The sequence below is a fragment of the Sphingobium sp. R-21 genome, from assembly GCF_049913335.1.
Lineage (GTDB): Bacteria > Pseudomonadota > Alphaproteobacteria > Sphingomonadales > Sphingomonadaceae > Sphingobium.
This window is the reverse complement of the sequence record NZ_CP184375.1, coordinates 309,657-330,416: the sequence shown is the minus strand read 5'-3', so window position 1 is coordinate 330,416 and position 20,760 is coordinate 309,657. Positions and strand designations below refer to the sequence as shown.

Sequence of the window (20,760 nt, the reverse complement as noted above, 5' to 3'; positions counted from 1 at the left end):
GAAGCGTTTTGCGTTCACGCAAGGTGCTGCTGGGGGAAAGCAATGCGTCTGGGTTCCAAGGCCAAGCTGACGATCGCCGTCGGGCTGACTGCCGCTGCGGCTTTTCTGGCGCTGGGCGTTCGGGAATTGCGCAATAGCTCCGCCGCAGCGGCGCAGGGTCCGGCCGCGCCCATCAGGGCGGCTGCGCCTGTCCTGATGGTGCAGGCGGCCCGCCCGATCCGGACCGGTGAAACGATCACGGCGGCGATGATCCGCAACGCGGCGGGCGATCCGGCGCGCTATCCCTATGCGGCGACATCGACTGAGGTGGTGGGCAAGGTCGCGACGCGGGACATAGGCTTGCATGCGCTGATCGCCCGCGATGCGGTCGGGATGGAGAGCAAGCTTGCCATCCGCGTACCGATGGGGATGCGCGCCGTCAGCATCGACACCACGGCGGAGATTGCCGTGGCCGGTCTGATCCGGCCTGGCGATCGGGTCGATGTGCAGGTCGTCTATCCCGGTGCCGACGCGATCAGCGGGGCGCGCGGATCGGGACGCAGCCGGGCGCAGGCCTTGCTCCAGATGGTGCAGATACTGGCCGTTGGCGAGGTGGTGGTGGGAACGCAGCAGTCATCGGGGGCCGATGGTGCCGAGGGCGCTCTCTCCTCCCCTCCCCCACCCGCGCGGACCGTGACGCTCGCCCTGACGCCGGAACAGGTGTCCCTCCTTTCGCTGGCGAAGAATACGGGGGCGCTGACGCTGTCGCTGCGCAATCCGGCGGACAGCGCGCAGGTCGCGGTTGCCGTGGCGGCTTCGAGGGGTCCCGATCCAACAGCGGTGCAGGCGCCCCCGCCCATAGTGGCTGCACCCGCGCCCCGCGCGACAGCGCGTCCGGCGCCTCACGCCATCGAACTCGTCATGGGCAACCGGCGCGAGACCATCTATTCCGGGAGCGCCGCCAAGTGAGGATTTTGGGCTGTTGCGGGTTGGCGGCGATCGCGCTAGGCCTGCCCATGCAGGGCGCCGCGCAGACGGCGTTGCAAGTGAAGGAGCAGCGCACCCTCTCCTACCCCCGCGCCATCGGGCGGGTCGAGGTCGACCGGGAGGGTGTCTTATCGATCACCGCGCCCTCTTCGCGCTCGCTGCGGCTCACGGCGATCGGCGAAGGCGCGGCGACCGTCAGCGTCTATGGCGGCGATGGCGGGTTGATGGCGCGGGAGCCGGTCAGCGTCACGCCCGATGCGGCGGCGAGTGCGCCGATTGTCCGGGCGGGCGAGCAGGTGGTGGCGGTGGACGTACAGTTCGCGGCCGTCTCTGCGACGACGCTCAAGGCGCTCGGCTTCAACTTCTCCAAGCTTTCAGGCGATATCCAGGGGGCTATCGTTTCGCCCAGCAGTCTGGGGAGCGCTTCGTTCAATCCCGATGGGCTGGCGCTGGAGGCGAGCGCGCCGATCCAGAACGCCTTCAACCTGTTCCTTTCGGCGCCCAATCGAGGGATCGGGGCGGTGTTGAGTGCCCTGTCCTCCAATGGACTGTCGCAACTATTGGCGCAGCCGACCTTGCTCGTACGCTCCGGCGAGCAGGCGAGTTTCCTGGCGGGCGGTGAATTTCCGGTGCCGGTTCCGCAGGTTTCGGGATCGGGCAATAGTTTGTCCATCCAGTATAAGGAATTTGGCGTGCGGTTGTCGGTGACGCCCTTCGTGTTGTCGAAGGACCATATCGTGCTGAAGATCGCGCCGGAAGTCAGCGAACTCGACTATAATAATGGCGTGCAGTTGCAGGGCTATGTCGTGCCGGGACTGCGGCGGCGGTCGGCCGAGACGACGGTCGAACTGGGCAGCGGGCAGAGCTTCGTGATCGCGGGGCTCAGCTATTCCAGCCAGACGGTGACGACGGAAAAGACGCCCTTCCTGGGCGATATCCCCGTGCTCGGGGCCTTCTTCAAGCGGCAACAGAACCAGAAGGAGAAGCAGGAGCTGATCATCGTCGCCACGCCCCGGCTGGTGGGGCCGGTGAAGCCGGAGGAGTTGCCGCCCCTGCCCGGCGCGGCAACAGCAGGGATCGACCCCGGCATAGGCGACATGATCCTGGCGACGGACGGGCTGGACCAGACCAATATGCCCTTCGGCGTCGTGAGGCGCTGAGATGGCCAGGATCCTTCTGCTGTCGGTCGACCGCATGCTGGCACAGCGCATCGAGGACGCTGCGGGCGGGCGCGTACCAGTCGAACTGGTGCAATCGGTGGAACGAGAGGCGCTGGATGGGCCGGGGCTGATCATTATCGACCGTGCCGCCATCCCGCCCGATCGCGCCCTGTCGGTTGCGATCGGCGCCGTGGTGTCGAGCGCGGAGGGTCGGCCCGTGCTGCTCGCCACCGACGAGATGGAGGCCGAGCCCTTGCTGCGCGCCATTCGGGCCGGCGTGCATGATGTTGTTCCGCGCAACGGAGAAAAAGGGGAGATCGCCCCCATATTGGCGCGTCTTTTGAATGAGGCGGCGGTGGATCAGGGTAGCCGGGGGCGGTTGACGCTGCTGCTGGGTGCGGATCGCGATGCGTGCGCGATGGTGGCGACGGACATGGCCATTGCCATGGCGGGACAGGGATCGACGCTGCTGATCGACTGCACCCTGCCGACGAGCGCGGCGGCGACCTATCTGGACCTGGGCGTCGACTATGGGCTGGCTTCCGCGATCAGCGATATGGACCGGCTGGACGCCAGCCTGCTCGCCAGCACGGTGGCGCGGCATGGACCCAGCGGATTGATGCTGTTGACCTTCGACGGGGGGACTGGCGCCGAACCTGCGGGACTGACACCGGGCGACCTGGCGGCGCTCATCCGGCTGCTGCGGGGCTGTTGCAGCCATGTCGTGCTGAATGCGGGAAGCCTGCGCCATGGCGGGCTGCTGCGCGAGGTGGTGGCGGAGGCGAGCCAGGTGGAACTGCTGTGCGGCCAGTCGATCCGGGAGATCGAGGCGTGTCGCCGATTGCTGGACAGGATTGGGACGGAACGCGAGCGGATAGAGGCAATGCGGCTGCTGGTGTGGGATCATCTGCCCGGCGTGCTGCTCGACGCGCGGCGCATGGCGGATGCGCTGGGCGTCGGCGCGGCGATGGCGCTGCCCATCGACCGGGCGCGGATCCGCAATGCGCTGAACGCGGGCCGGCCATTGGCGATGGAGGCGGATGGCGGGACCTATATGGCGACGATCCGACGGGTTTGCGGGGTGACGTCGAAGGCCGGCGGGATCGACCGGCTGCGGGGGGCGATGCTGCGTATCGTCCAGCGTGCATCATGAGCCTGCTGACCGGCGAAGAGGCCTTCATTCCTGCGCGGGAGGTGCGGATCATGCCCGTCGCGCAGCCCGCGGCACAGCGGATGAGCGACATCTATCAGCTTGCCAAGGCGCAGACCTGCGCCCAGTTGATCGAGCAACTGGAAGCGCGCGGGGACACGGCTGAGACCTTGGGTCCGAGAGCGCTGCGCGAGGAGATCGAGCAGATCATCGCCAGCCGCAGCCGCCGGGGGCAAATGGCGCTCAACAGCGCGGAGCGGCTGCTGCTGATCGAGGATGTGGAGGACGAGGTGGCGGGCATGGGTCCGCTTGCGCCGCTGCTGCGCGATGCGGGCGTGGACGACATCATCGTCAACGGCCCGGGACATATCTATGCCGAGCGGGGCGGGTTGCTGGAGAAGGTCGAGACGCGGTTTCGCGACGACGCCCACCTCATGAACGTCATCCAGCGGATCGTCGGACCGATCGGCCGCCGGGTAGATGAGGCCAGTCCCTATGTCGACGCGCGCCTGGCTGACGGGTCGCGGGTGAATATCGTCATTCCGCCGGTGGCGCTGGACGGGCCGACGCTGTCGATCCGCAAGTTCCGGTTGCAGAGCATGACGATCGAGGACTGCGTCGCCAATCAGGTGATGAGTGCGGACATGGCGGAATATCTGAGCGCGGCGGTACGGTCCCGGCTGAATATCCTGATCTGTGGCGGGACCGGCGCGGGCAAGACGACTTTGCTGAACATGCTGTCGTCCTTCATCGGGGATCGCGAGCGACTGATCACCATCGAGGACGCCGCCGAACTGCAGTTGCGGCAGAGCCATGTGGTGCGGCTGGAGACACGGCCGCCGACAGTCGACGGCAGCCGGGAAGTGAGCAGCCGCGAACTGGTACGCAATGCGCTGCGGATGCGGCCCGACCGGATCATCCTGGGCGAGGTGCGCGGGGTCGAGGCGGTCGAGATGTTGCAGGCCATGTCGACCGGGCATGACGGGTCGATGGCAACGCTGCACGGCAATAGCCCCAGGGACGCCTTTGCCCGGCTGGAGATGCTGCTGGGCTTTGCCGGGGTACAGAGCGATGTGCGGGCGATCCGGCGCTTCATCGCCAACAGCGTGCATGTGGTGGTGCAGCTGCAGCGGCTTTCCAACGGCAGCCGACGGGTCATGTCGGTCAGCGAGGTGACGGGGCTGGAGGGCGACGCCTATTCGCTCAACGAACTTTTCGCCTTTCAGGAGCAGCCGGCCCTGTCGGGACTGGGCGAGTTCCGGACATTGTCGCTGCGGCCCCATTTCCTGCCAAGGCTGCGTGATTACAGGAGCGGCCGATCGTGCTGAGCGGGGCCGCCTACCTTCTGCTGTCGCTGCTGATCATAGCCGGGATTGGCTGGCAACTGCTGGCCGAACAAGCGCGGCAGCGGGCAGTGATCGACCGCCGGTTGGGACCGGCCTTGTCCGCCGCGCCGCCACGCGCCGCGGCGCTGACGGTGCCCGACCGGATAGCGCCCCTGCTGGCGCGGGCCCAGATCGAGTTCACGACGCGGGCGGTGGGGATGGCGGGCGGCCTGCTGCTTCTGATCGCGCTGTCCGCGCTGCTTGCGGCGGGGCCGGTGGCTGCGCTGGCGGTGATGGCGGGCGTGCCGACGGCGCTGCTCGGTTGGGTGCGCCGGCGGGCGCAGCGGCGCGTCGAAGCACTGATCGAGGCGCTGCCCTATTATATCGACGCCGTGCGACAGATGCAGGCGGTCGGCAATTCCCTGGCGCAGGCGCTGGAACGGGCGCTGGCCGATGCGCCCGCCGTGGTGCAAAGCTATATCGCGCCGGTCGCAAGACGGCTGGAACTGGGCGCATCGGTGGCCGACGCCATGCAGATGCTCGCGGAGCGGCTGCGCGTTCCTGAAATATCGATGCTCGCCGCCGCGATCCGCACGAACATGCGTTATGGCGGGTCGATTTCCACGGTACTGCTGAACCTGGCCAACATCCTGCGCGAGCGCATCCGCATCAAGCGCGAGCTGAAAGCCGCCATCTCCGAGGCGAAGATCAGCGGACGGGTGCTGATCGTCATGCCGCTGGTGGCAATGGCCGCGCTGGTGGCGATGAACCCGGATTATATCGACTTCTTCCTGCGCGATCCGCGCGGGCATCGGCTGGCCATCGTCGCCATGGTCCTGCAGGGGCTGGGCATGCTGGTGATGCGGCGGGTGATGAGGCTCACCTTCTGATGGGCGCGCTGTTGCTTTTCTGCGCGGCACTGGGCGTCCTGTGCGCCGTAATGGGCATGCGGATGCTGCTGGCCGACCAGCGGCTGGAAGCGCGGCTGGGCATGGCAGGGGATCGGCCCGGCTTTCGCCTCCCCGCGGCCTTCACCGCGCGCGGACGGGACCGATCGGAGATCGCTGACAAGCTGATGCTGGCAGGGTTTCAGGATGCAAGGGCTGCGGACCGTTTCGTCTGGGCGCGCATGGCGACGACCGTCGGCGCGGGGCTGGCAGCGATGCTGGCTTCGCGGATTGGCTGGGGCGGCTTGTTTGCCCAACCCCTGCTGATCGTCATTGCCACCGGCCTCGCCTATGTCGGGGCAAAGCAGGCGATCCACCTGCTCGCGGCGCGGCGAGCGCGGGCGATCATGGCGGAATTTCCCTTCCTGCTCGACCTGATGCTGATGATGCTGGAAAGCGGCATTTCGCTCGACCAGTGCTTTCGCTCCATCGCCCGCGACGAAGCCATTGCGGTGCCGCACCATGCACGGCTGGTGGCGATGCTGGTGGCCGATCTCGACCGGGGCATGCGCTATGATCAGGCGCTGGATCGCTGGGCAGCGCGGGTGGCGGTGAATGGGGCAAGGGAACTGGCCGCCCTCTTCCGTCAGGCTCTGTTCCAGGGGGTCGAACTGGCCCCTGCCCTGCGCGAATTCGTGCGGGAATTTACCCAGCGCCGCGTCGCCCGCGCGCGGGAGGCGATGGGCGGCATCACCGTGCGCATGGTGGTGCTGATGATCCTGTTCTTCATGCCCGCCCTGTTCGTGGTGCTGGGCGGGCCGCCGGTGGTGGCGATCTTCGATACTTTGCGTGGAGTGTCGCAATGAGGCGTTTCATGCTGGCCGCAATGCTGATGGCGGCGGTGCCCGTGCAGGCGCAGGAAACGCCAGACACGCGGGGACTTTATCTGCAACTCATCCATCAGGCGCGGGCGGACGGTCGGCCGCGGGCGGCACTGGCCTATCTCGACGATTTCGAGCGCCGCTATCCCGGCGATACGGAGGCCCGGCTGCTGCGGGTCAACAGCCTGATCGACCTGGGACAGATCGATGCGGCGGAGGCGGTGTCCTTGCCGCCTGAAACCACCGGCGGCGACGTCAGCGCGGTGCGCGGACATCTGCTGGCGGCGCGGAGTCGATGGGGCGAAGCGGCGGCCTGCTATGAACAGGCGAGCCGGTCGAGCCCGGCCGATCCGCTGCTGCGCAACGCACTGGGCTATGCGCTGTTGCGGTCCGGGCGGGTCGGCGCGGCGATAGAGGCGTTGCGTGGGGCAAGTGATCTGGCGCCGCAAATGGCGGTGGTCCGCAACAATCTGCTGCTGGCGCTGATGGTGGGCGGGCGACGCGATGAGGCGGAGGCTGCATTGCGTCGGTCCGGCGACGGCGCGCTGCGGCAAGAACTGGCAGCGGAAGCGGCACGGATCGGCAAGGGGGTTGAGAAATGATGGCGCTGTTACTGATGATGTCCACGACAACGCCAACATCCGCGACAACGCCGGTGCCGGCTGGCGAAGCACGGCAGGTCGTCGAGGCGCAGCTGAAGGCACCGGCACGCGAGGATGCCCTGCTGTCGGCGGAGGAGGCCGCGCTCATCCGGCAGCGATATCTGGAGTCGATTGGGCGGCAACTCGATCGGGCGGCGGATGCGGCGCGATGATCCCGTGGAGTTGGTCGATCAGAGCCACCATCCGATCCGAGTTATCGCGATTTTCTGGTCTCTTTCCGACGCCTTTGTGGGAGCAGCTATCCTGTTGGGCGCAGGTTCGCTCGCTGCTTGGCGACCAATCCGCCGCCGTCGCGCCAATGGTCGCTGCGCTGGGGGCGGTGTTGATCGGCGCGGTCGGATTCGCGCTGGATGCAGGGCTTTATTATGTGAGCGAGCGCGATCTGCGCGCCGCGACCGATGCGGCCGCGTTGGCTGCGGCGCAGAACCCGGCTCAGGCAGCGGCACGCGCGCGGGATAGCCTCAGCCGCAACGGATATGACCCCGCCATTCTCCGCTCGGTCGAATTGGGCCGCTATTGCGCCGATGCCGCGCTTGGTGCCGCGCAACGCTTCGACGCCAGCATGGCGCTTTGCCCCGGCAATGGGCGGGTCAACGCCGTGCGCATCCGCACCGGCAAGCCGGCGCGACAGTTCCTGATGCGCGTGCTGGGTCCGGCCAATCCCCTGCCCGACCTGTCCGCCACTGCCACGGCAGCGCGCATCGACGAGGCCGGCATCGGCATCAGCTCCGGCGTACTGACCGTCACCAATGCGCTGGTGAACAGCGTCAATGACCTGCTGGGCGCGCTGCTGGGCCTCAAGCTGCGCCTCTCCACAGCCGATGTGGAGGCGCTGATGGCGAGCGATATCGATGCCGGCCTTTTCTTCGACGCGCTGGCGCGGCGGGTCGGGGAAAGCGGCACCTATGGCGCGCTCACGGCCCGCACCGTGGGGCTTGGCGACCTGCTGGCCGCCGCGGCCAGTGCCGCAGACGACAGCGCCACCGCCGCCGCCCTCACCCTGCTCGCCGGGCAGGTCGGCAATGGCTATGCGGTACCGCTTAACGGCTTGTTCGGCCTTGGCGTGTGGAAGAACATGCCGGTCGGCGGCGCAGACGAAAAACCCGCTCTGCGCGCCGGCATCAATGCCTATCAACTCTTTTCCTACGCCGTTCAGGCGGGCAACGGCGCGGTGGACCTGTCGGACGCGGTCGGCACCGTCGCGCCGGGCAGCAGCGTCCTGCTGGCGGCAATGGCGACAGGGCCGATGGACCGGCCACGCTTTTCCTTTGGCCCAGTGGGCGAAACCCATGTTTCCACCTCCGCATTACGGCTGCAACTGGATGTCGGGATCAGGAATGTCAGCCTGCTCGGCGCTTCGTTGATCTCCGTCAACCTGCCGGTCACCATCGACATCGCGGCGGCCCAAGGGCAGGTCAGCGCCATCGATTGCCCCGATACGGCCGAACAGGCGCGCGACACGCGGGTGACGGTCCAGGCCAACAGCGGCCTCGTCAACGCCTATATCGGCGCGTTGCCGGCCGGTGCCATGACGCGGCCGATGCCGCCCCTTTCGGTCGCCGATCTGCGCCCGGTCCGGATCGTCAATGTCCTGGGTCTCATCACGGTGGACAGCCGCGCCGTGGCGCAGCCGGTCATGGGCGCGAGCGGCGCGATCATCTTCGGTCCCGGCGGACAGGGCAGCATAGGCCGCCCCGGATCGCCCGGTACGCCTGCCAGCATCGGCAATGAGGCGCAGGTCGGGCCGCTGCTGACCTCACTGGTGGGCAGCCTTGGCGGACAGGACGGATTGCAGATCAATCTGTTGGGCGCATGTCTGCCGCTTGTCTGCGACACGACCAGGGCGCTGGCACGATCACAATTGTTGAGCGCGGTAGTTAATCCGGTCGCCGGGCTGGTCGGCACCACCATCGATCCTCTGGTCACCAACCTGCTTGCAGCGCTGGGCATCCAGCTTGGCCATGCCACGCTCTGGGCGACCGGCGCGCGCTGCGGAGTGCCGGTGCTGGTGTGAGTCTTACGGCGGCGCGCGGTTCCCCCCGTCGCGCGCAGCCGGTCATTTGCCGAGGGGATAGGAGGACTAGGATGAACAAGTTTCTGGGTTCGCTGATCGCGAAACTGGCGCGGGATGAAAAGGGCCTGACGGCGGTCGAATATGCCGTTCTGGGCGCCGTGGTGGTCGCGGCCATCGTTGCGGTGGGCACCAATTTCCGCACGCAGCTCGGCGCCGCCTTCACGACGATGTTCAACAGCATCCCATCAAGCTGATCGCCATGCGAAAACGACAGCTGCGGACATGCGAGCAGGGGCTGGCGGCGCTGGAATTTGCACTGCTGGCTCCTGCCTTGCTCATGCTAGTCTTCGCGGTCGTGCTTTATTCCTTTTATTTCGCCGCCCTGATGGGCGTGCGCCATGCAGCGATCGAGGGCGCCCGCGCCGCTGTTGCCGGCCTTTCCACAGCGGAGCGTACGGCGCTGGCGCAGGATCGGGCACAGGCGATGATCAGCGGATACGGCACCTTGCTCGCGGCAGGGGGCGGGCCGGTCGTCACGGCCGTGCCGGATGCGACCGGCACCTTCCGGGTGCGTGTGAGCTACAATATGAGCGGCAGTCCGATGATGCGCTATGCAGCCTTTGTGCCCATGCCCTCTCCCACTGTCAGCGCCAGCGTCATCGTCACGAACGGAAGCTATTGAAGGGCGGGCTCTAACCTGTGTTAGCGGCCTTGCTCTTTGGCCCGCCGATCAGGAACCAGCGCTGCCGCGCGACGATTGCATGGGGTCACGCTCACGAACAAAGGAGTCTCCCATGCCCGTCATCGACAGGATCGTCGCCGCCGTCACTCCGCCGGAATCGGAAGAGGACCGCGCCCGTGGAAGAGAGAAAGCGCGGGCGGCCGCGACGGCGGGAGACTGGCTCGCTACGACAGCAGCCTTTAGGCGCAGGTCGGACCGGCTTGGGGCAGGTCCGGCAGAACCGGCCTGCCCCACAACATCCGTCACAAAGATTACCGGGCGTTCAGTCCGCCGGCGGCCGGGGCGGCGCCGCGCTCTTGAAGTGCACGGGCGGGCCAGGGACATTGGGATTTCCCTCGACGGCGTTCGCGTCCGAAGCCCAGGATGCAAGGATCGCGCGTTTCACCTCAGGCTCCATCTGGGGGTGATCGACCTTTTCAAAGGGTCCATGAAAATGGGAGAGGGACATGGGCTTGCCTCCTTTCTTCCAATCCTCTCTACCTTTCGGCGGTAGCCGCCAAACGACAAATTAAAGAAGGAAAAGCACTGTTCAAGAGCGCGGCACGCCTTCAGCTTTCTTGGCGCTGCCAAAAGAAGAAGGCGGGAATAGCGGGCTGCGTCGGCCGCGACATGCCCCGTTGGCCTGGCGCCGGATGACGGCGCAGAAGCTGACAAAGGCCGTCTGCCCAAGTCCAAGTGATCATCCCACCAGGAGGCAGGAAAGCGCACCTGGGGGACAGATATTGCGTATACGCAACGCCGGTCATCGTGCCGAAAGCGGATCGCTATACTATGGCGGAACCGCCGCGGGCCGCGACGATTGTCTCGCGCAGCCGTGCCAATAGTTCGTCCAGATCCGCATCATGAGCGATGCTGAGGTCGATTGTCAGGCACCCACTTCGACCGGGCCTGGCGCAGCCGATGCGCGATCCACCCGCGACAATCGTCATGTCGCGCGCTTCCTCCACGGGTTGCGGCATGGCCGCCTTGCGCAAGCGGGCAAGAACCGTCGCGGGCGAAATCATGCGGCCGCCTTCACGCGCCAGCGCCCCTTGCTGCCCTCCAATATACTGGGCTTCGGCAATCATGCGTGCCCGCTGGTCAGGACGGCGCAACAGCGGCGTCAGTATTTCCGAATAACGCACCCGAAGTTCATCCTTGGTGGCGAATGCGTCAACCACTTCCACGGGCAATTGCGCCAGGGCAAGCAGCCGGCTCAGCTGGCTGTTGGACAGGCTGAGCGCTTCGGCCATACGGGACTGCACCCCGCCGTAGAAGCGCTCGACCGCATGCTGATAGCTGCGCGCCCGGTCCAGTTCGCTGATATCCGACCGCTCGCGATTTTCGATGTCGGCCAGGCGGAAGGCTTCCTCGTCCGACAGGTCGACCACCAGAGCCGACAGCCGAATTTCCGGCCGCCCATTATGGTTGAGCCAGTCCACCGCGAAACGGCGGCGGCTGCCGACCAGAAGCTGATAGGTCCGGTCCGAACCCGGTGGATTGAGACGCACGAGGACGGGGATGCGATTACCCCCCTCGCTGGCGATGGAATCGATGAGCGACCGGCAGCCGTCCGCCGTCAGTCCCGGCTGGTCGCGCGGATTGCCGTCCCAGACTGAACATTCGTCCGGCTGGATCAAAATCGTGCCCCGCGATCCCGGCGCCCTGTCCGCGAACGGAGCAAGCCGCTGGTCGAGGCGGCTGAGCTCCTCCTCATCGGCCGCGCCCTTGTCGGCTGGTTCTTGGGCCAGGGTCGCCAGAATGTCGCGTATGAAGCGTGCCATGATTCACTTCCTTTGCGTGAGCTGGCCTACGCAATAGCGATATAGGCACGGTTGTGGGCCGGAATCGGGTTCGTTTCGGATCAATCACGCATTGCGTTGAAACGGATGCAGATCACGCGCTCCAAGCTTTTCCTGCCACATCATGACCAGTGGAAAGCCCGTTCCCACTTGTTCCGCTCTAGAAGCGCCGCCCCACGGTCAGCGTCGCCGCGTGGACATGGCGGTCGGAACTGAACTCGCCCGCATAGCCGAGACGGATCGTGGTGCGATTATTCCATGTTGCGCTGACCCCGGCATTCACCAATCCTGCATCTCGCGCCAGCCGCGTGGGAAGCAGCGTAAAAATCGGCAGGTCACGAGTGGCGAAACGCGCCTCGATCCGACTGTCGGGATGGCTGCGCAGCTCGCGCTGCCATTGTGCCTCGACCGAGGGCCTGAGCGTCCAGCCGCCTTGCATCACCGTGGCGGAGATGCGCCCGCCCAACCCGCTACGAAGCGATTTCGTGCGGAAGGCAGCAACCTCCAGAGCGGCGGGTCCGCCATTTTCGACGAAGCCACTGACATCCGCATAACGATAGTGCAAACCGGCAAAGGGCTGTATCCGGACAGCGCCGGATCGCAGCATCACCCCGGCCTCGCCCGAAGCGCCCCAGCCGTCGCCATCGACCGGCGCCACCATTTGTCCGGTGAAACCCGCCCAGCCGACTTGGCGCCTGAGCTTGTATTCCGAGAGCGTATAAACAGCCGTCGCATCGGCATAGAAGTGGCCGTCACTATAGCTGGCATAAGAGCCGATCTGGCTGTTGAACTGGCTGATGCGCGGGCGCTGCGCCGGACCAAGTCGTGCGTCGATGCCGTCGATGCCCAGGGTTGCGCCGACGATCAGGCCGGCGACGGGCTTCACATCGACGGCGAAGCGCAGCGACCGACTGTCGGACTCCGCTACGGGGCGATCGATACGCGCCTTATAGCTCGCCTGCTTTATCCCGCCGCTCAACATCATGGTAATGGTTCGGTCGCCGCGCACCGGAATATCGGCCGGCGCGTCGATGGCGACGCTGCGCCGCTCGGCCAGCCAGGAGCGGATATCCCGGTCGGCGGCGTCCATGGACTGGATCGACAGGCGGGGCAGCAGGGAATAGCTGCGCGGCGAAAGCTGACCCAGCGCATCGGCCCGCGCCGCAGCCGTGGGCAGGGCATCGATCGACGCAAGCATGGCTGAGCGGTCGCTGCCGGGCGCGACCGTCGCGGCGTCCAGCGTCATCCCGACTGCGGCTTCGCCTGGCGTTACGGCATAGGGCGTATAGGGACCGGCCATGGCGGGTTGGCCATAAAGCATCAGTAATGCCGCAGCGCCTTCGATAAGGCGCCGAACGGAGAAGAGGCGGGTGAGCAAGATGAGATTTCCCTTTTTGACGAAGTCATTTTTTGCGTGAACGCAAAGTCCACCGAGCTGCGTTCGAATGGGTTTGAGGAGGCAGTGCGCCCACTGCCTCCTCGCCCCCGCCCTACCCCGGGGGCTATTTGGGGGAGAGCATCGTCGGCGCGCGGTCCGTCATGCATGAGGACCATGGCGGACCGCGACGCCGCATCAGTTACTGCCCCCGAGCAACCCACCGAGCAGGCCGGTCACCGGCGCCGTGGCAGAACCCGATCCTGTCACCGGCGCGACGACGCCGTTCAACAGGCCGGTGACGGGTGCCAGGGCATTGCCGGCAGTTCCCTCCCCTGCCCCCAGCAAGCCGTTGACCACGCCGGTCACGGGAGCGAGCGGGGTAGCGCTTCCTGTTCCGGGCAGCGCGGGAGCCAGGCTGTTGACAGTGTCGAGCAACGGCGCGGCGACGCTATCGGCTGTGCTGGTGACGGTTGCGACCACTGGGGCAACGCCACCGACAACTTGATCGACCGTGCTTTGCGCCTGCGGCCCCAGAAGCCCCCCCGCCAGATTGCCGACCGGTTGCAATCCCGCCTGCACCCCGGCTGCAGTAGTGGGGACAGCGACGTCGACCAGATTGCCTTGGGTGAGGACATCGACCGTCGCCAGCTGCCCGGCAACCGCGCCGCCATCCGACGGCAGGAGATTGACACCAACCAACGTGCCTGCAGTGGAAGCACCCGTCAGCACATTGCCACCGACATTCGCGCCGACCAGCGGTGCGTTCAGCCCAGTAGCGGGGTCGCCGCCGACACCGCCCAGAGCGCCGGTCAGGCCGCCCACCGCGGTTTCCACCAGCCCCGTCACCGGGGAGAGGACGCCATTACCGCCCACCAGCGGGCCGGCAATGGGCGAGAGCGCCCCGTTGACCGTGTCCAGCACGGGCGTGGTGAGCTGGCTGACGGTCGAGGTGACAGCCGCAACCGTCGGGGAAAGGCCATCGGTAAGCTGAGTCACGGCCTCCCCGGCTGGCGCGCCAAGCAGGCTTCCGGCGAGCGTGCCCACCGGCGCAAGCCCCTGCTGAACGCCCTGGGACGTGGTCGGCAGGGTGACTTGCGCAACGGTGCCGTCGCCCGTCAGCAGATCGACCGTGGCCAGGTTGCCAGTCGCCGGAGTCTCGCCGGGAAGGACATTGACGCCGATCAGCGACCCCGGGCCGGTTGGGCCAACCACCGGCAGATTGCCGATGGATGCCCCGATGATTGATCCACTGCCGGTCGGGCTGGTGGGACCAGAAGATCCCGTTGGACCACCAGGTCCAGTGGGCCCACCAGGGCCGCTCGGTCCGGTCGGACCGGACGGGCCGGTGGGGCCTTCTGGACCTGTGGGACTGGTGGGACCTGTGGGACCGCCAGGGCCAGAGGGTCCGCCGGGACCGGTTGGTCCGCTTGGGCCAGATGGATTGGTCGGACCTGTCGGGCCGCTGGGACCAGTGGGAGACGGACCGCCGCCCGCCCCCACGTCGAAGCCCACGCCGTCGGCGCAGGCGCTGAGCAAAAGAAGAGGTATCGCCGTGGCGCACAGCAAATAATGCCGTCCCGAACGGACCGATCCATAACGTGGCATTGCAAGACTCCCTGTTTTCCTGCGAGCAGATCGCAACGGGAGCAAGTTAAGCGGGGCAGTCCTTATCGCCGCGTCAAGAAGAAACCAGTCTGGTTATAACAGTTCACACTGCCCGAATGCGCCCCGATCCACCGCGCAAAAGCATGCTGCCGCATGCGCAAAGCCTTCGTAAACATGAGTCAATCGCTGAATTTTAGCGCTTTTATGGGCTTCCAAAAAAGCCCTTCGCCCGCAAGGGTGGGGTTGAGGCAAGCAAATCTCCTTCCCTGGCTTTTCTTCCGATATGGTTCATTCTTCCTGCAGGGCGAGGATCGATCATAGAGCGGGTTTCGATCTGATTGAATCAGTTCGCCGCTCTGGTTTCCTTGTTTGCCGCGATTTCTTGACCAGCGATCGGTTCCGATCGTTTGGAAATCGCTCTAGGGGTCGTAAATGCGTCGGTCGCACGCATCCCGCCCGCGCCAGATCATCGCCTACGGTTCTTCGCTTGGGGACAAAATGCTGATCGAACCGTCAGCGACGACTCATCGCCATCTGGGCCCTTCGATCCAACTCACCAGGCTGCGACGCACGCCCTTGGTTACGGGCAGGACGCGATGCTGGAGGAAGGATGGAAAGATCAGCATGCTGCCGCGTGGCGCAAAATTGACGCCGGGCTGCTGAAGGCCGAAAAATTCGAAGGCGCCACCCTCATACTGCTCCGGGTCGGACAACTGCACCACGACCGAAAGCTTACGGTCAAAGGGACGGGAGGATTCCAGCCATACATCCTGATGCCAGTCATATTTGCCCTGAGCCCGCCCATGATATTCCGTATACTGCAGCTCATAGGGCCCCATGATGTCGACCCCGAAATTGGTGCGGTTGGAAGATTGAACGAACTGCATCAGCCGATCGACAATGTCCTTGTCGCGATGAATATCCAGCCAGCTTATGGTCGACGACCGATAGCCATGGTCGCTGCGCACCGCCTGCGCAAAGCCAACAGTCGCACTTTCCGGCTGGTAAAGTGCCGCGCGCTTGATGATCGCATCGCATTCCGCCCCGGTCAGGGCCGAGGGCCATAGCTCCCACACATTGTTCATTGTCCTGCTTCCCGCTTTTTGTTTTTGCGTATTCGCAAAAAGAACGGATCAAAAAGCCCGCCCTATCCCGAAGAAAAAACGCGCCTTGTCGCTATAGGCCGGATCGGGCCGCTTGACCGGCACGGCCATTTCCGCGCTGACCCGCCATTTCGGTCCCAGGCCCAGCCGCACCCCGCCGCCGGCAGATGCAAGGCTGTAGTCGCGTGCCGCAAGGCGGTAGGCCGGCCGCGCCGTCCCATGTGCCAGCGCACCGTCGACCGCGATGAACAACGCGCTGGCCTTCAGCAAGGGCGACCGGGCGGGCAGCGACCATGAGAGTTCCGCGCTGCCGGCAAGGGCCTGTTCCGCCGTCAGCGTTCCAGTGCGGAAAGCCATGCCGGCGCCACGGCCGCCCAGCGGAAAGCGCTCCGTTACCGGAAGACGATCTTTCGAATATTGGCCCTTGATCGAAGTTCTGAGACTGAGTTTGCCGCTGATCCCCTTCACCGCGACGGCCTGAACATTGACCTTGGTGAAGCCGGTTTCGGAAAAGCCGGCAAAGGGTCTGGCGCCCAATGCGTCGATACCCTGGCTGATGACTGAGGAAATCGCATAGCCGTTCGTCGCGTCGGCGCGGGACCAGGAAGCACCCAGGCGCAGCGCCCGCGATCGATAATCCCCGAAGCGGATATCGAGGAAATAATTGTCGCTATCGATGCCGTCGATGGATGCGGTGAGGGAAAGTTGGGTCTTCGTCGATCGAACAACGGGATAGTTGAGCGTAAGGCCCGCCAGTGTCGCCTTGCCGCTAATCATGCTTCCGCGTGACCGGCTCTCGACATGAGCGGCCTGCGCAGCCAGGGTCAGGCCGTCGCTGCCGATCGGCGTGCTGTGACTAAGCGAATAATATTGGTAGCGGTCGGGGTAGAATGGCAGATAGCCGGCAATGCGCGTGCTGTCGCCTTCGCGGACAAGGCCGTTGATCGTGACAGACATCTGCGCCTGCACGCCCTGCACGACGTTGCTGACCCCACTATTGTCGATCGTCAGCCCGATCTGCACCTGCTTGCGCTTGACGATAAGGTCGATCAGAAGGTCGCCGGGCGCGCCCGACTGCCGCAGCCGCGCATCGACCGTCTGCCCCGGAATGTCGCGCAGCAAAGCCAATGTTCGCTCCAGAAGGCTCTTGCGCAGCGGCGCGTCGCGCATCAGCCGACGCATATGTGCGGCGATAAGCCGGGCGGGCGCGCTGGGCGACATGCCCGCGAGACGATAATCCTTCACCCGTCCCTCGACCAGACGAACGGTCAATATGCCGCCGCCCGGCACCTGGGGTGGTATGGAGACGGAATAGAAAGCAATGTCGCTCTTCGCATAAGTCGCACTGATCGCATTGGCGATGCCCTGCAGGGTCTCGCCGGTCAGCGGCCGTCCGATATAGGATGAGGTGGCGGCATCGAGACGGGCCGTGGGCAGCGTCGTTCCGCTGTAGCGCAGGCGCGTCAACAGGATCTGGGAAGCGGAGGAAGCTCCGGGCGCCACCTGGACCGAGGGCGCAGGTTGCGGCGTGGCGACAGGCGTGGGGACGACCTGGGGTTCGAGCCGGTCTGTGCGGTCGCGATCAATAATCGGGGCTGCGCTCTGCTGACCCGGCGCGGTATCCTGCGCGACCGCGGGAACCGCCAGCATCAGCCCCAGGCCCCACGCGACCGCGCGTGCCGTGCGTCTGCGCCACCCTATCCCCGCCATCATCCGCCGCCACATCGTTCCGCACCATTTCCGCCACCAAGGGGCGGCCGCACAGCAGGATGGGCGAAAACGACCTGCCGTTCATCCGCAACAGGGACCGGATCGGTTGTATCGGCAAGTCTTTGTAAAAGACCCTCTGGGAACGAAGGCCGCGCCTTGGGCGATCCCCACCCGACGCGGCGCTGAACGGGCGCGCGGCAATTGCGACCATTTTGGCGGAACGGCCGTCTGTAGCCCTCTTTCCCAAGCGAAATGCCCGTTCCGGCATCCACATTGTAACAAGCCGGAGGAGTCGCCACGGACGGATAAATGCGGCCCAACCGCTCGCGCCGGCATGATTTTGACGTCTGAAAGCGTCAATAACGCGATTTTACTGCCGATTTTCGCCGGTTACCGATCGCAAAGGGGCTAGTTGAGCGCGCAGAGACAGGTTAAGACCAGCCGTCCACGAAAGGGAGATCATCATGAACAATACTGAACTCGCCGAAGCACTGGCCGCCGACCATGGACTGACCAAGGCCGACGCGCGCAAATATGTCGATGGCATATTTTCCACCATCGCCGGTGCTGCTGCTAAGGGCGAGGAAGTTTCGCTGAACGGATTTGGCAAGTTCAAGGTCAAGGACCAGCCAGCTCGCGAAGGTCGCAATCCGTCGACCGGCGCCGCTATCCAGATTGCCGCTTCCAAGAAGCTGACCTTCACCCCGGCCAAGGCCGTGAAGGACCAGTTGAACGGCTGAAGACGATCCTGGCGGCCGCATCCGGTCGCCGATCAAGTCTCCGTCGAAACATGATCGGAAGTTTTTGGTCCCAGATGGCGGACCGCATCTTCCTTTTATGAAATGGCGCGCACTGCCTTATTGGCGGGCGCGCCATTTTCACAGGAGCCTGCCTTTCCTCGTGAACTGACGAGCTGTCCAGCACATGATATGAGACCCGGACATGCCGGCCGTCACGACGCTGTTTCTGCAATTCCCGAGGCCCCTCTCAGCACTCCGTCCCACCGTGTCGCGACGGGTTGCTGCCCGCGGCTTCGTATTTGCCGTTGCAGACGTAGCGCCTTTGGGCGTCGTTCGGGCATCCTCTCTCAAAGTCCGCGGGCGGGTCGAAAGCTTGCATTTTATACAGGAAACAGCTTTCATACTATGGGATCTTATCTTGCATTGATCGAGCATTGATAGCCGGCACGCGAATATAGAATCTTGTCCGTCATCCTTGTACCAACATCTTATTTGCGAGACGTGGCCGCCAAAGGACCGATGAAGACAGCGGTTCATTGATGGAAACCCCTTCATCAAGTGTGCCATGTCGAGACAAATTGGAGTTGTTTAGCCGCGCTCGATAGCCCGTGTCTGTGCTGTCAAGTCGATTCGGATTTACATTTCACGCAAAACCGCGCAAAAGGCCGCTTCTATTACTCAAAGATGGGAAGCGGGGCCAATGTCTGAAAACAACCAGCCTGACATCACGACGCTCACTGTTCAGCTGGTGAGTGCCTTTGTCTCGAACAATAATGTCGCGAGCGAAGGTCTTGCCGACCTCATCCGGACCACCCGCCTTGCCTTGACTGATGATCCGGCCGCAAAGCCTGAAGAGGCGGCAGTGCCGACTTATACTCCAGCCGTATCGGTACGCAAAAGCCTGTCTTCGCCCGAACATATTCTCAGCATGATTGACGGCAAGCCATACAAGACGTTGAAGCGGCACCTGGCCAGCCATGGTCTGTCGCCCAATGAATATCGCGAACGCTATGGCTTGCCGAAATCCTATCCGCTGGTTGCGCCCAATTATTCGGAAGCACGGCGGGCGGTCGCCACGAAGCTTGGCCTTGGCCGCAAGCCCGTAACCGCGAAGAAGCCGGCGGAAGCGGCGCCTGCTCCAGCAGCCAGCGCAGCAGCAGCTCCGAAGAGTGCGCCCGCAAAGGCCAGCCCTGCCAAGCCGGCAGCGGCGAAGTCCCCGGCCAAGCCTTCGGCTTCCAAAACTGCGGAAGCAAAGACTGCCCCTGCCAAGTCGACAGACGCCAAGGTACTCGCAGTGAAGCCTGTGGAAGCAAAGCCGGTCGCAGCCAAGAAGCCTGCTGAAAAGCCCGCCGCTTCGCGCAAGCGTCTATCCATAGCAACGCCGGCCCCGAAGAAGAAGGCGGCTTCGGCCAGCGACAAACCGTCTGAAAAGCCCGGCGCAGGAACAGCATCGACGAAGGCGCCCGCCAAGGCTGCGGCCAAGAAGAAGCCCGCAGCCAAGGCACCTACAGCCGAAAAGGCCTGATTGGCACGCCGGCATGTCTTTGCCATGAGCAACGACATGCCGGCGCTTTACCTCCGCGAGCTTTGCGGAAGCTCGTTCGAAGATGGGCGGCTGAAAATGCCCGGCTCCGCGAAATATGAACTGCTGATCACGATATCACCCTGACTAATGTGACAGTTTTTGGGTAGAGTGGCGGAAGTGCTGTTCGCTTCAAGGGCATGTTCAGCAGATCACCCAAATCAATCCCGCCAGTTTAACTCATCATAATATCGCAATCCAATCACGCTGCTGCGAGATTTGGATCAGTGCAAGCCGTTACAAGACCCAAAATATCGCTTGGGAAATTTGAAACAGAGTGTCGAAAGAAGATTTGGAGCATTTTCCAATTGGGCGGTATCATCGGACGGCCAGGAAATCGCGGCAAGACAAACCACGCCGTGCATCAGATCGCGATCCGAAAATTGGCGCGCAAAAATTGCCCATGGCTGCGACGCGCCATGGCATCTGCCGATTGAATTTGCGTCCATCTTCAACTTGTAGAAGTTACCGGCGCCCGGTCGACTGCCTCAATCAAGCAAGACATTCATTGCAGCTATCAGAAGCGCAATGCTGGCAGTCATAAACTTTCACCGTCATTCAGCAAGGCATCGGGAAGCTTCCGCCCATCACTTCACATTCTGGGTGCTGCGTGATGAACTATCAGTGATCGATATTTTCCCCTGCGGATCGATAGGACGGCTTCTCAGGTCCGGCACCCCAGCGCCGTTTGAGCGAGAATGCCTAAAATTCGTGCAGCCTGGGGCGCTCACTGAGCGCGAAAAATCGCCTCCCCTATGCCCGATCATGCAGGCCGACCAAAAGCTCTCCAGAGGGCCCTGAAGGCAAATTATGGCCGTTTCCTGTTTTGTTCCACATTTGCCCCATTTGAGAGGATTTCCTCGGCTTGTACACGGCCATCGGGCAGCACGGCTCAAGGTGAAATGTCGCTGGCGGCGAGTGCTTCATTATGGCATGAGAATGATCGGTAGCAGATTGTTACGGCGGCTTGCTCCAGCCTTTCCTCCATCATAGCTGATACAACCAACAGGCATCTTTGGTTGTACACCATGCTGCGCTATGCTTAGGTAATGCGCGACTTTCCAGCCTCGTCGG

19 protein-coding genes are annotated in these 20,760 nt (G+C 64.3%); 13 read left to right on the top strand and 6 right to left on the bottom strand.

Translation table 11 applies throughout. The annotated features are described in order from the left end of the window. Positions 1–42: 42 nt before the first annotated feature. The 11 genes from cpaB (at position 43) to ACN9MX_RS16275 (ending at position 9,727) form a co-directional block, all read left to right on the top strand. Positions 43–948 carry a Flp pilus assembly protein CpaB gene (cpaB, locus tag ACN9MX_RS16325; protein WP_363736819.1) on the top strand — a complete coding sequence of 302 codons (906 nt, stop codon included), beginning with the start codon at positions 43–45 and terminating at the stop codon, positions 946–948. Between the two features lie 20 nt (positions 949–968). Continuing rightward, positions 969–2,126 carry a type II and III secretion system protein family protein gene (locus ACN9MX_RS16320; protein ID WP_363736903.1) on the top strand — a complete coding sequence of 386 codons (1,158 nt, stop codon included), beginning with the start codon at positions 969–971 and terminating at the stop codon, positions 2,124–2,126. A 1-nt stretch (position 2,127) separates the two neighbouring features. Continuing rightward, entirely contained in the window at positions 2,128–3,279 is a 1,152-nt protein-coding gene (locus tag ACN9MX_RS16315) for an AAA family ATPase (RefSeq protein WP_363736817.1), read from the top strand. Continuing rightward, entirely contained in the window at positions 3,276–4,604 is a 1,329-nt protein-coding gene (locus ACN9MX_RS16310; RefSeq protein ID WP_363832486.1) for a CpaF family protein, read from the top strand. The genes ACN9MX_RS16315 and ACN9MX_RS16310 overlap by 4 nt, the downstream gene beginning before the upstream one ends. Further along, positions 4,598–5,491, top strand: a complete 894-nt coding sequence (locus ACN9MX_RS16305) for a type II secretion system F family protein (RefSeq protein ID WP_363832489.1) — start codon at positions 4,598–4,600, stop codon at positions 5,489–5,491. The genes ACN9MX_RS16310 and ACN9MX_RS16305 overlap by 7 nt, the downstream gene beginning before the upstream one ends. Then, positions 5,491–6,354 (top strand): type II secretion system F family protein, encoded by an 864-nt coding sequence (locus tag ACN9MX_RS16300; protein WP_363832492.1) that lies wholly within the window; start codon positions 5,491–5,493, stop codon positions 6,352–6,354. Before ACN9MX_RS16305 ends, ACN9MX_RS16300 begins: the two co-directional genes overlap by 1 nt. Before the next feature lie 8 nt (positions 6,355–6,362). Then, complete coding sequence (locus ACN9MX_RS16295; protein ID WP_363832706.1) at positions 6,363–6,971, top strand: tetratricopeptide repeat protein; 609 nt, start codon at positions 6,363–6,365, stop codon at positions 6,969–6,971. After that, on the top strand, positions 6,968–7,183 hold the full coding sequence (locus ACN9MX_RS16290) for a hypothetical protein (RefSeq protein WP_363832494.1): 216 nt from the start codon (positions 6,968–6,970) through the stop codon (positions 7,181–7,183). The genes ACN9MX_RS16295 and ACN9MX_RS16290 overlap by 4 nt, the downstream gene beginning before the upstream one ends. Before the next feature lie 146 nt (positions 7,184–7,329). Then, positions 7,330–9,045 carry a TadG family pilus assembly protein gene (locus ACN9MX_RS16285; RefSeq protein ID WP_426387718.1) on the top strand — a complete coding sequence of 572 codons (1,716 nt, stop codon included), beginning with the start codon at positions 7,330–7,332 and terminating at the stop codon, positions 9,043–9,045. A 71-nt stretch (positions 9,046–9,116) separates the two neighbouring features. Beyond that, a complete protein-coding gene (locus tag ACN9MX_RS16280) occupies positions 9,117–9,299 on the top strand; it encodes a Flp family type IVb pilin (protein ID WP_066562160.1) in 183 nt (60 codons plus the stop codon). A 5-nt stretch (positions 9,300–9,304) separates the two neighbouring features. Next, a complete protein-coding gene (locus tag ACN9MX_RS16275; protein WP_363832500.1) occupies positions 9,305–9,727 on the top strand; it encodes a TadE/TadG family type IV pilus assembly protein in 423 nt (140 codons plus the stop codon). A gap of 322 nt (positions 9,728–10,049) precedes the next feature. Here ACN9MX_RS16275 and ACN9MX_RS16270 read toward each other — a convergent pair whose 3' ends face one another. The 6 genes from ACN9MX_RS16270 to ACN9MX_RS16245 form a co-directional block, all read right to left on the bottom strand. After that, positions 10,050–10,235 carry a hypothetical protein gene (locus ACN9MX_RS16270; RefSeq protein WP_363832503.1) on the bottom strand — a complete coding sequence of 62 codons (186 nt, stop codon included), beginning with the start codon at positions 10,233–10,235 and terminating at the stop codon, positions 10,050–10,052. A gap of 316 nt (positions 10,236–10,551) precedes the next feature. Continuing rightward, complete coding sequence (locus ACN9MX_RS16265; RefSeq protein WP_363832506.1) at positions 10,552–11,550, bottom strand: ParB/RepB/Spo0J family partition protein; 999 nt, start codon at positions 11,548–11,550, stop codon at positions 10,552–10,554. A gap of 178 nt (positions 11,551–11,728) precedes the next feature. Beyond that, positions 11,729–12,946, bottom strand: coding sequence for an autotransporter outer membrane beta-barrel domain-containing protein (locus tag ACN9MX_RS16260; RefSeq protein WP_363832509.1), 1,218 nt, complete (start codon positions 12,944–12,946; stop codon positions 11,729–11,731). A 195-nt stretch (positions 12,947–13,141) separates the two neighbouring features. Beyond that, on the bottom strand, positions 13,142–14,158 hold the full coding sequence (locus ACN9MX_RS16255; RefSeq protein ID WP_363832512.1) for a hypothetical protein: 1,017 nt from the start codon (positions 14,156–14,158) through the stop codon (positions 13,142–13,144). Between the two features lie 917 nt (positions 14,159–15,075). Further along, entirely contained in the window at positions 15,076–15,636 is a 561-nt protein-coding gene (locus tag ACN9MX_RS16250) for a 2OG-Fe(II) oxygenase (RefSeq protein ID WP_426387717.1), read from the bottom strand. Between the two features lie 48 nt (positions 15,637–15,684). Then, positions 15,685–17,367 carry a ShlB/FhaC/HecB family hemolysin secretion/activation protein gene (locus tag ACN9MX_RS16245; protein ID WP_426387716.1) on the bottom strand — a complete coding sequence of 561 codons (1,683 nt, stop codon included), beginning with the start codon at positions 17,365–17,367 and terminating at the stop codon, positions 15,685–15,687. Positions 17,368–17,828: 461 nt separating this feature from the next. Here ACN9MX_RS16245 and ACN9MX_RS16240 point away from each other — a divergent pair, with 461 nt between their 5' ends. Further along, positions 17,829–18,104 carry an HU family DNA-binding protein gene (locus ACN9MX_RS16240; protein WP_363736793.1) on the top strand — a complete coding sequence of 92 codons (276 nt, stop codon included), beginning with the start codon at positions 17,829–17,831 and terminating at the stop codon, positions 18,102–18,104. Between the two features lie 700 nt (positions 18,105–18,804). Beyond that, on the top strand, positions 18,805–19,629 hold the full coding sequence (locus ACN9MX_RS16235) for a MucR family transcriptional regulator (RefSeq protein WP_363832520.1): 825 nt from the start codon (positions 18,805–18,807) through the stop codon (positions 19,627–19,629). Positions 19,630–20,760: the final 1,131 nt, after the last annotated feature.

What these genes read in the sequence shown, in the direction of transcription:
- cpaB (WP_363736819.1), top strand. Translation starts at nt 43, where the DNA reads ATGCGTCTGGGTTCCAAGGCCAAGCTGACGATCGCCGTCGGGCTGACT.
- ACN9MX_RS16315 (WP_363736817.1), top strand. Translation starts at nt 2,128, where the DNA reads ATGGCCAGGATCCTTCTGCTGTCGGTCGACCGCATGCTGGCACAGCGC.
- ACN9MX_RS16310 (WP_363832486.1), top strand. Translation starts at nt 3,276, where the DNA reads ATGAGCCTGCTGACCGGCGAAGAGGCCTTCATTCCTGCGCGGGAGGTG.
- ACN9MX_RS16300 (WP_363832492.1), top strand. Translation starts at nt 5,491, where the DNA reads ATGGGCGCGCTGTTGCTTTTCTGCGCGGCACTGGGCGTCCTGTGCGCC.
- ACN9MX_RS16295 (WP_363832706.1), top strand. Translation starts at nt 6,363, where the DNA reads ATGCTGGCCGCAATGCTGATGGCGGCGGTGCCCGTGCAGGCGCAGGAA.
- ACN9MX_RS16290 (WP_363832494.1), top strand. Translation starts at nt 6,968, where the DNA reads ATGATGGCGCTGTTACTGATGATGTCCACGACAACGCCAACATCCGCG.
- ACN9MX_RS16285 (WP_426387718.1), top strand. Translation starts at nt 7,330, where the DNA reads ATGGTCGCTGCGCTGGGGGCGGTGTTGATCGGCGCGGTCGGATTCGCG.
- ACN9MX_RS16280 (WP_066562160.1), top strand. Translation starts at nt 9,117, where the DNA reads ATGAACAAGTTTCTGGGTTCGCTGATCGCGAAACTGGCGCGGGATGAA.
- ACN9MX_RS16275 (WP_363832500.1), top strand. Translation starts at nt 9,305, where the DNA reads ATGCGAAAACGACAGCTGCGGACATGCGAGCAGGGGCTGGCGGCGCTG.
- ACN9MX_RS16270 (WP_363832503.1), bottom strand. Translation starts at nt 10,235, where the DNA reads ATGTCCCTCTCCCATTTTCATGGACCCTTTGAAAAGGTCGATCACCCC.
- ACN9MX_RS16265 (WP_363832506.1), bottom strand. Translation starts at nt 11,550, where the DNA reads ATGGCACGCTTCATACGCGACATTCTGGCGACCCTGGCCCAAGAACCA.
- ACN9MX_RS16250 (WP_426387717.1), bottom strand. Translation starts at nt 15,636, where the DNA reads ATGAACAATGTGTGGGAGCTATGGCCCTCGGCCCTGACCGGGGCGGAA.
- ACN9MX_RS16245 (WP_426387716.1), bottom strand. Translation starts at nt 17,367, where the DNA reads ATGATGGCGGGGATAGGGTGGCGCAGACGCACGGCACGCGCGGTCGCG.
- ACN9MX_RS16240 (WP_363736793.1), top strand. Translation starts at nt 17,829, where the DNA reads ATGAACAATACTGAACTCGCCGAAGCACTGGCCGCCGACCATGGACTG.
- ACN9MX_RS16235 (WP_363832520.1), top strand. Translation starts at nt 18,805, where the DNA reads ATGTCTGAAAACAACCAGCCTGACATCACGACGCTCACTGTTCAGCTG.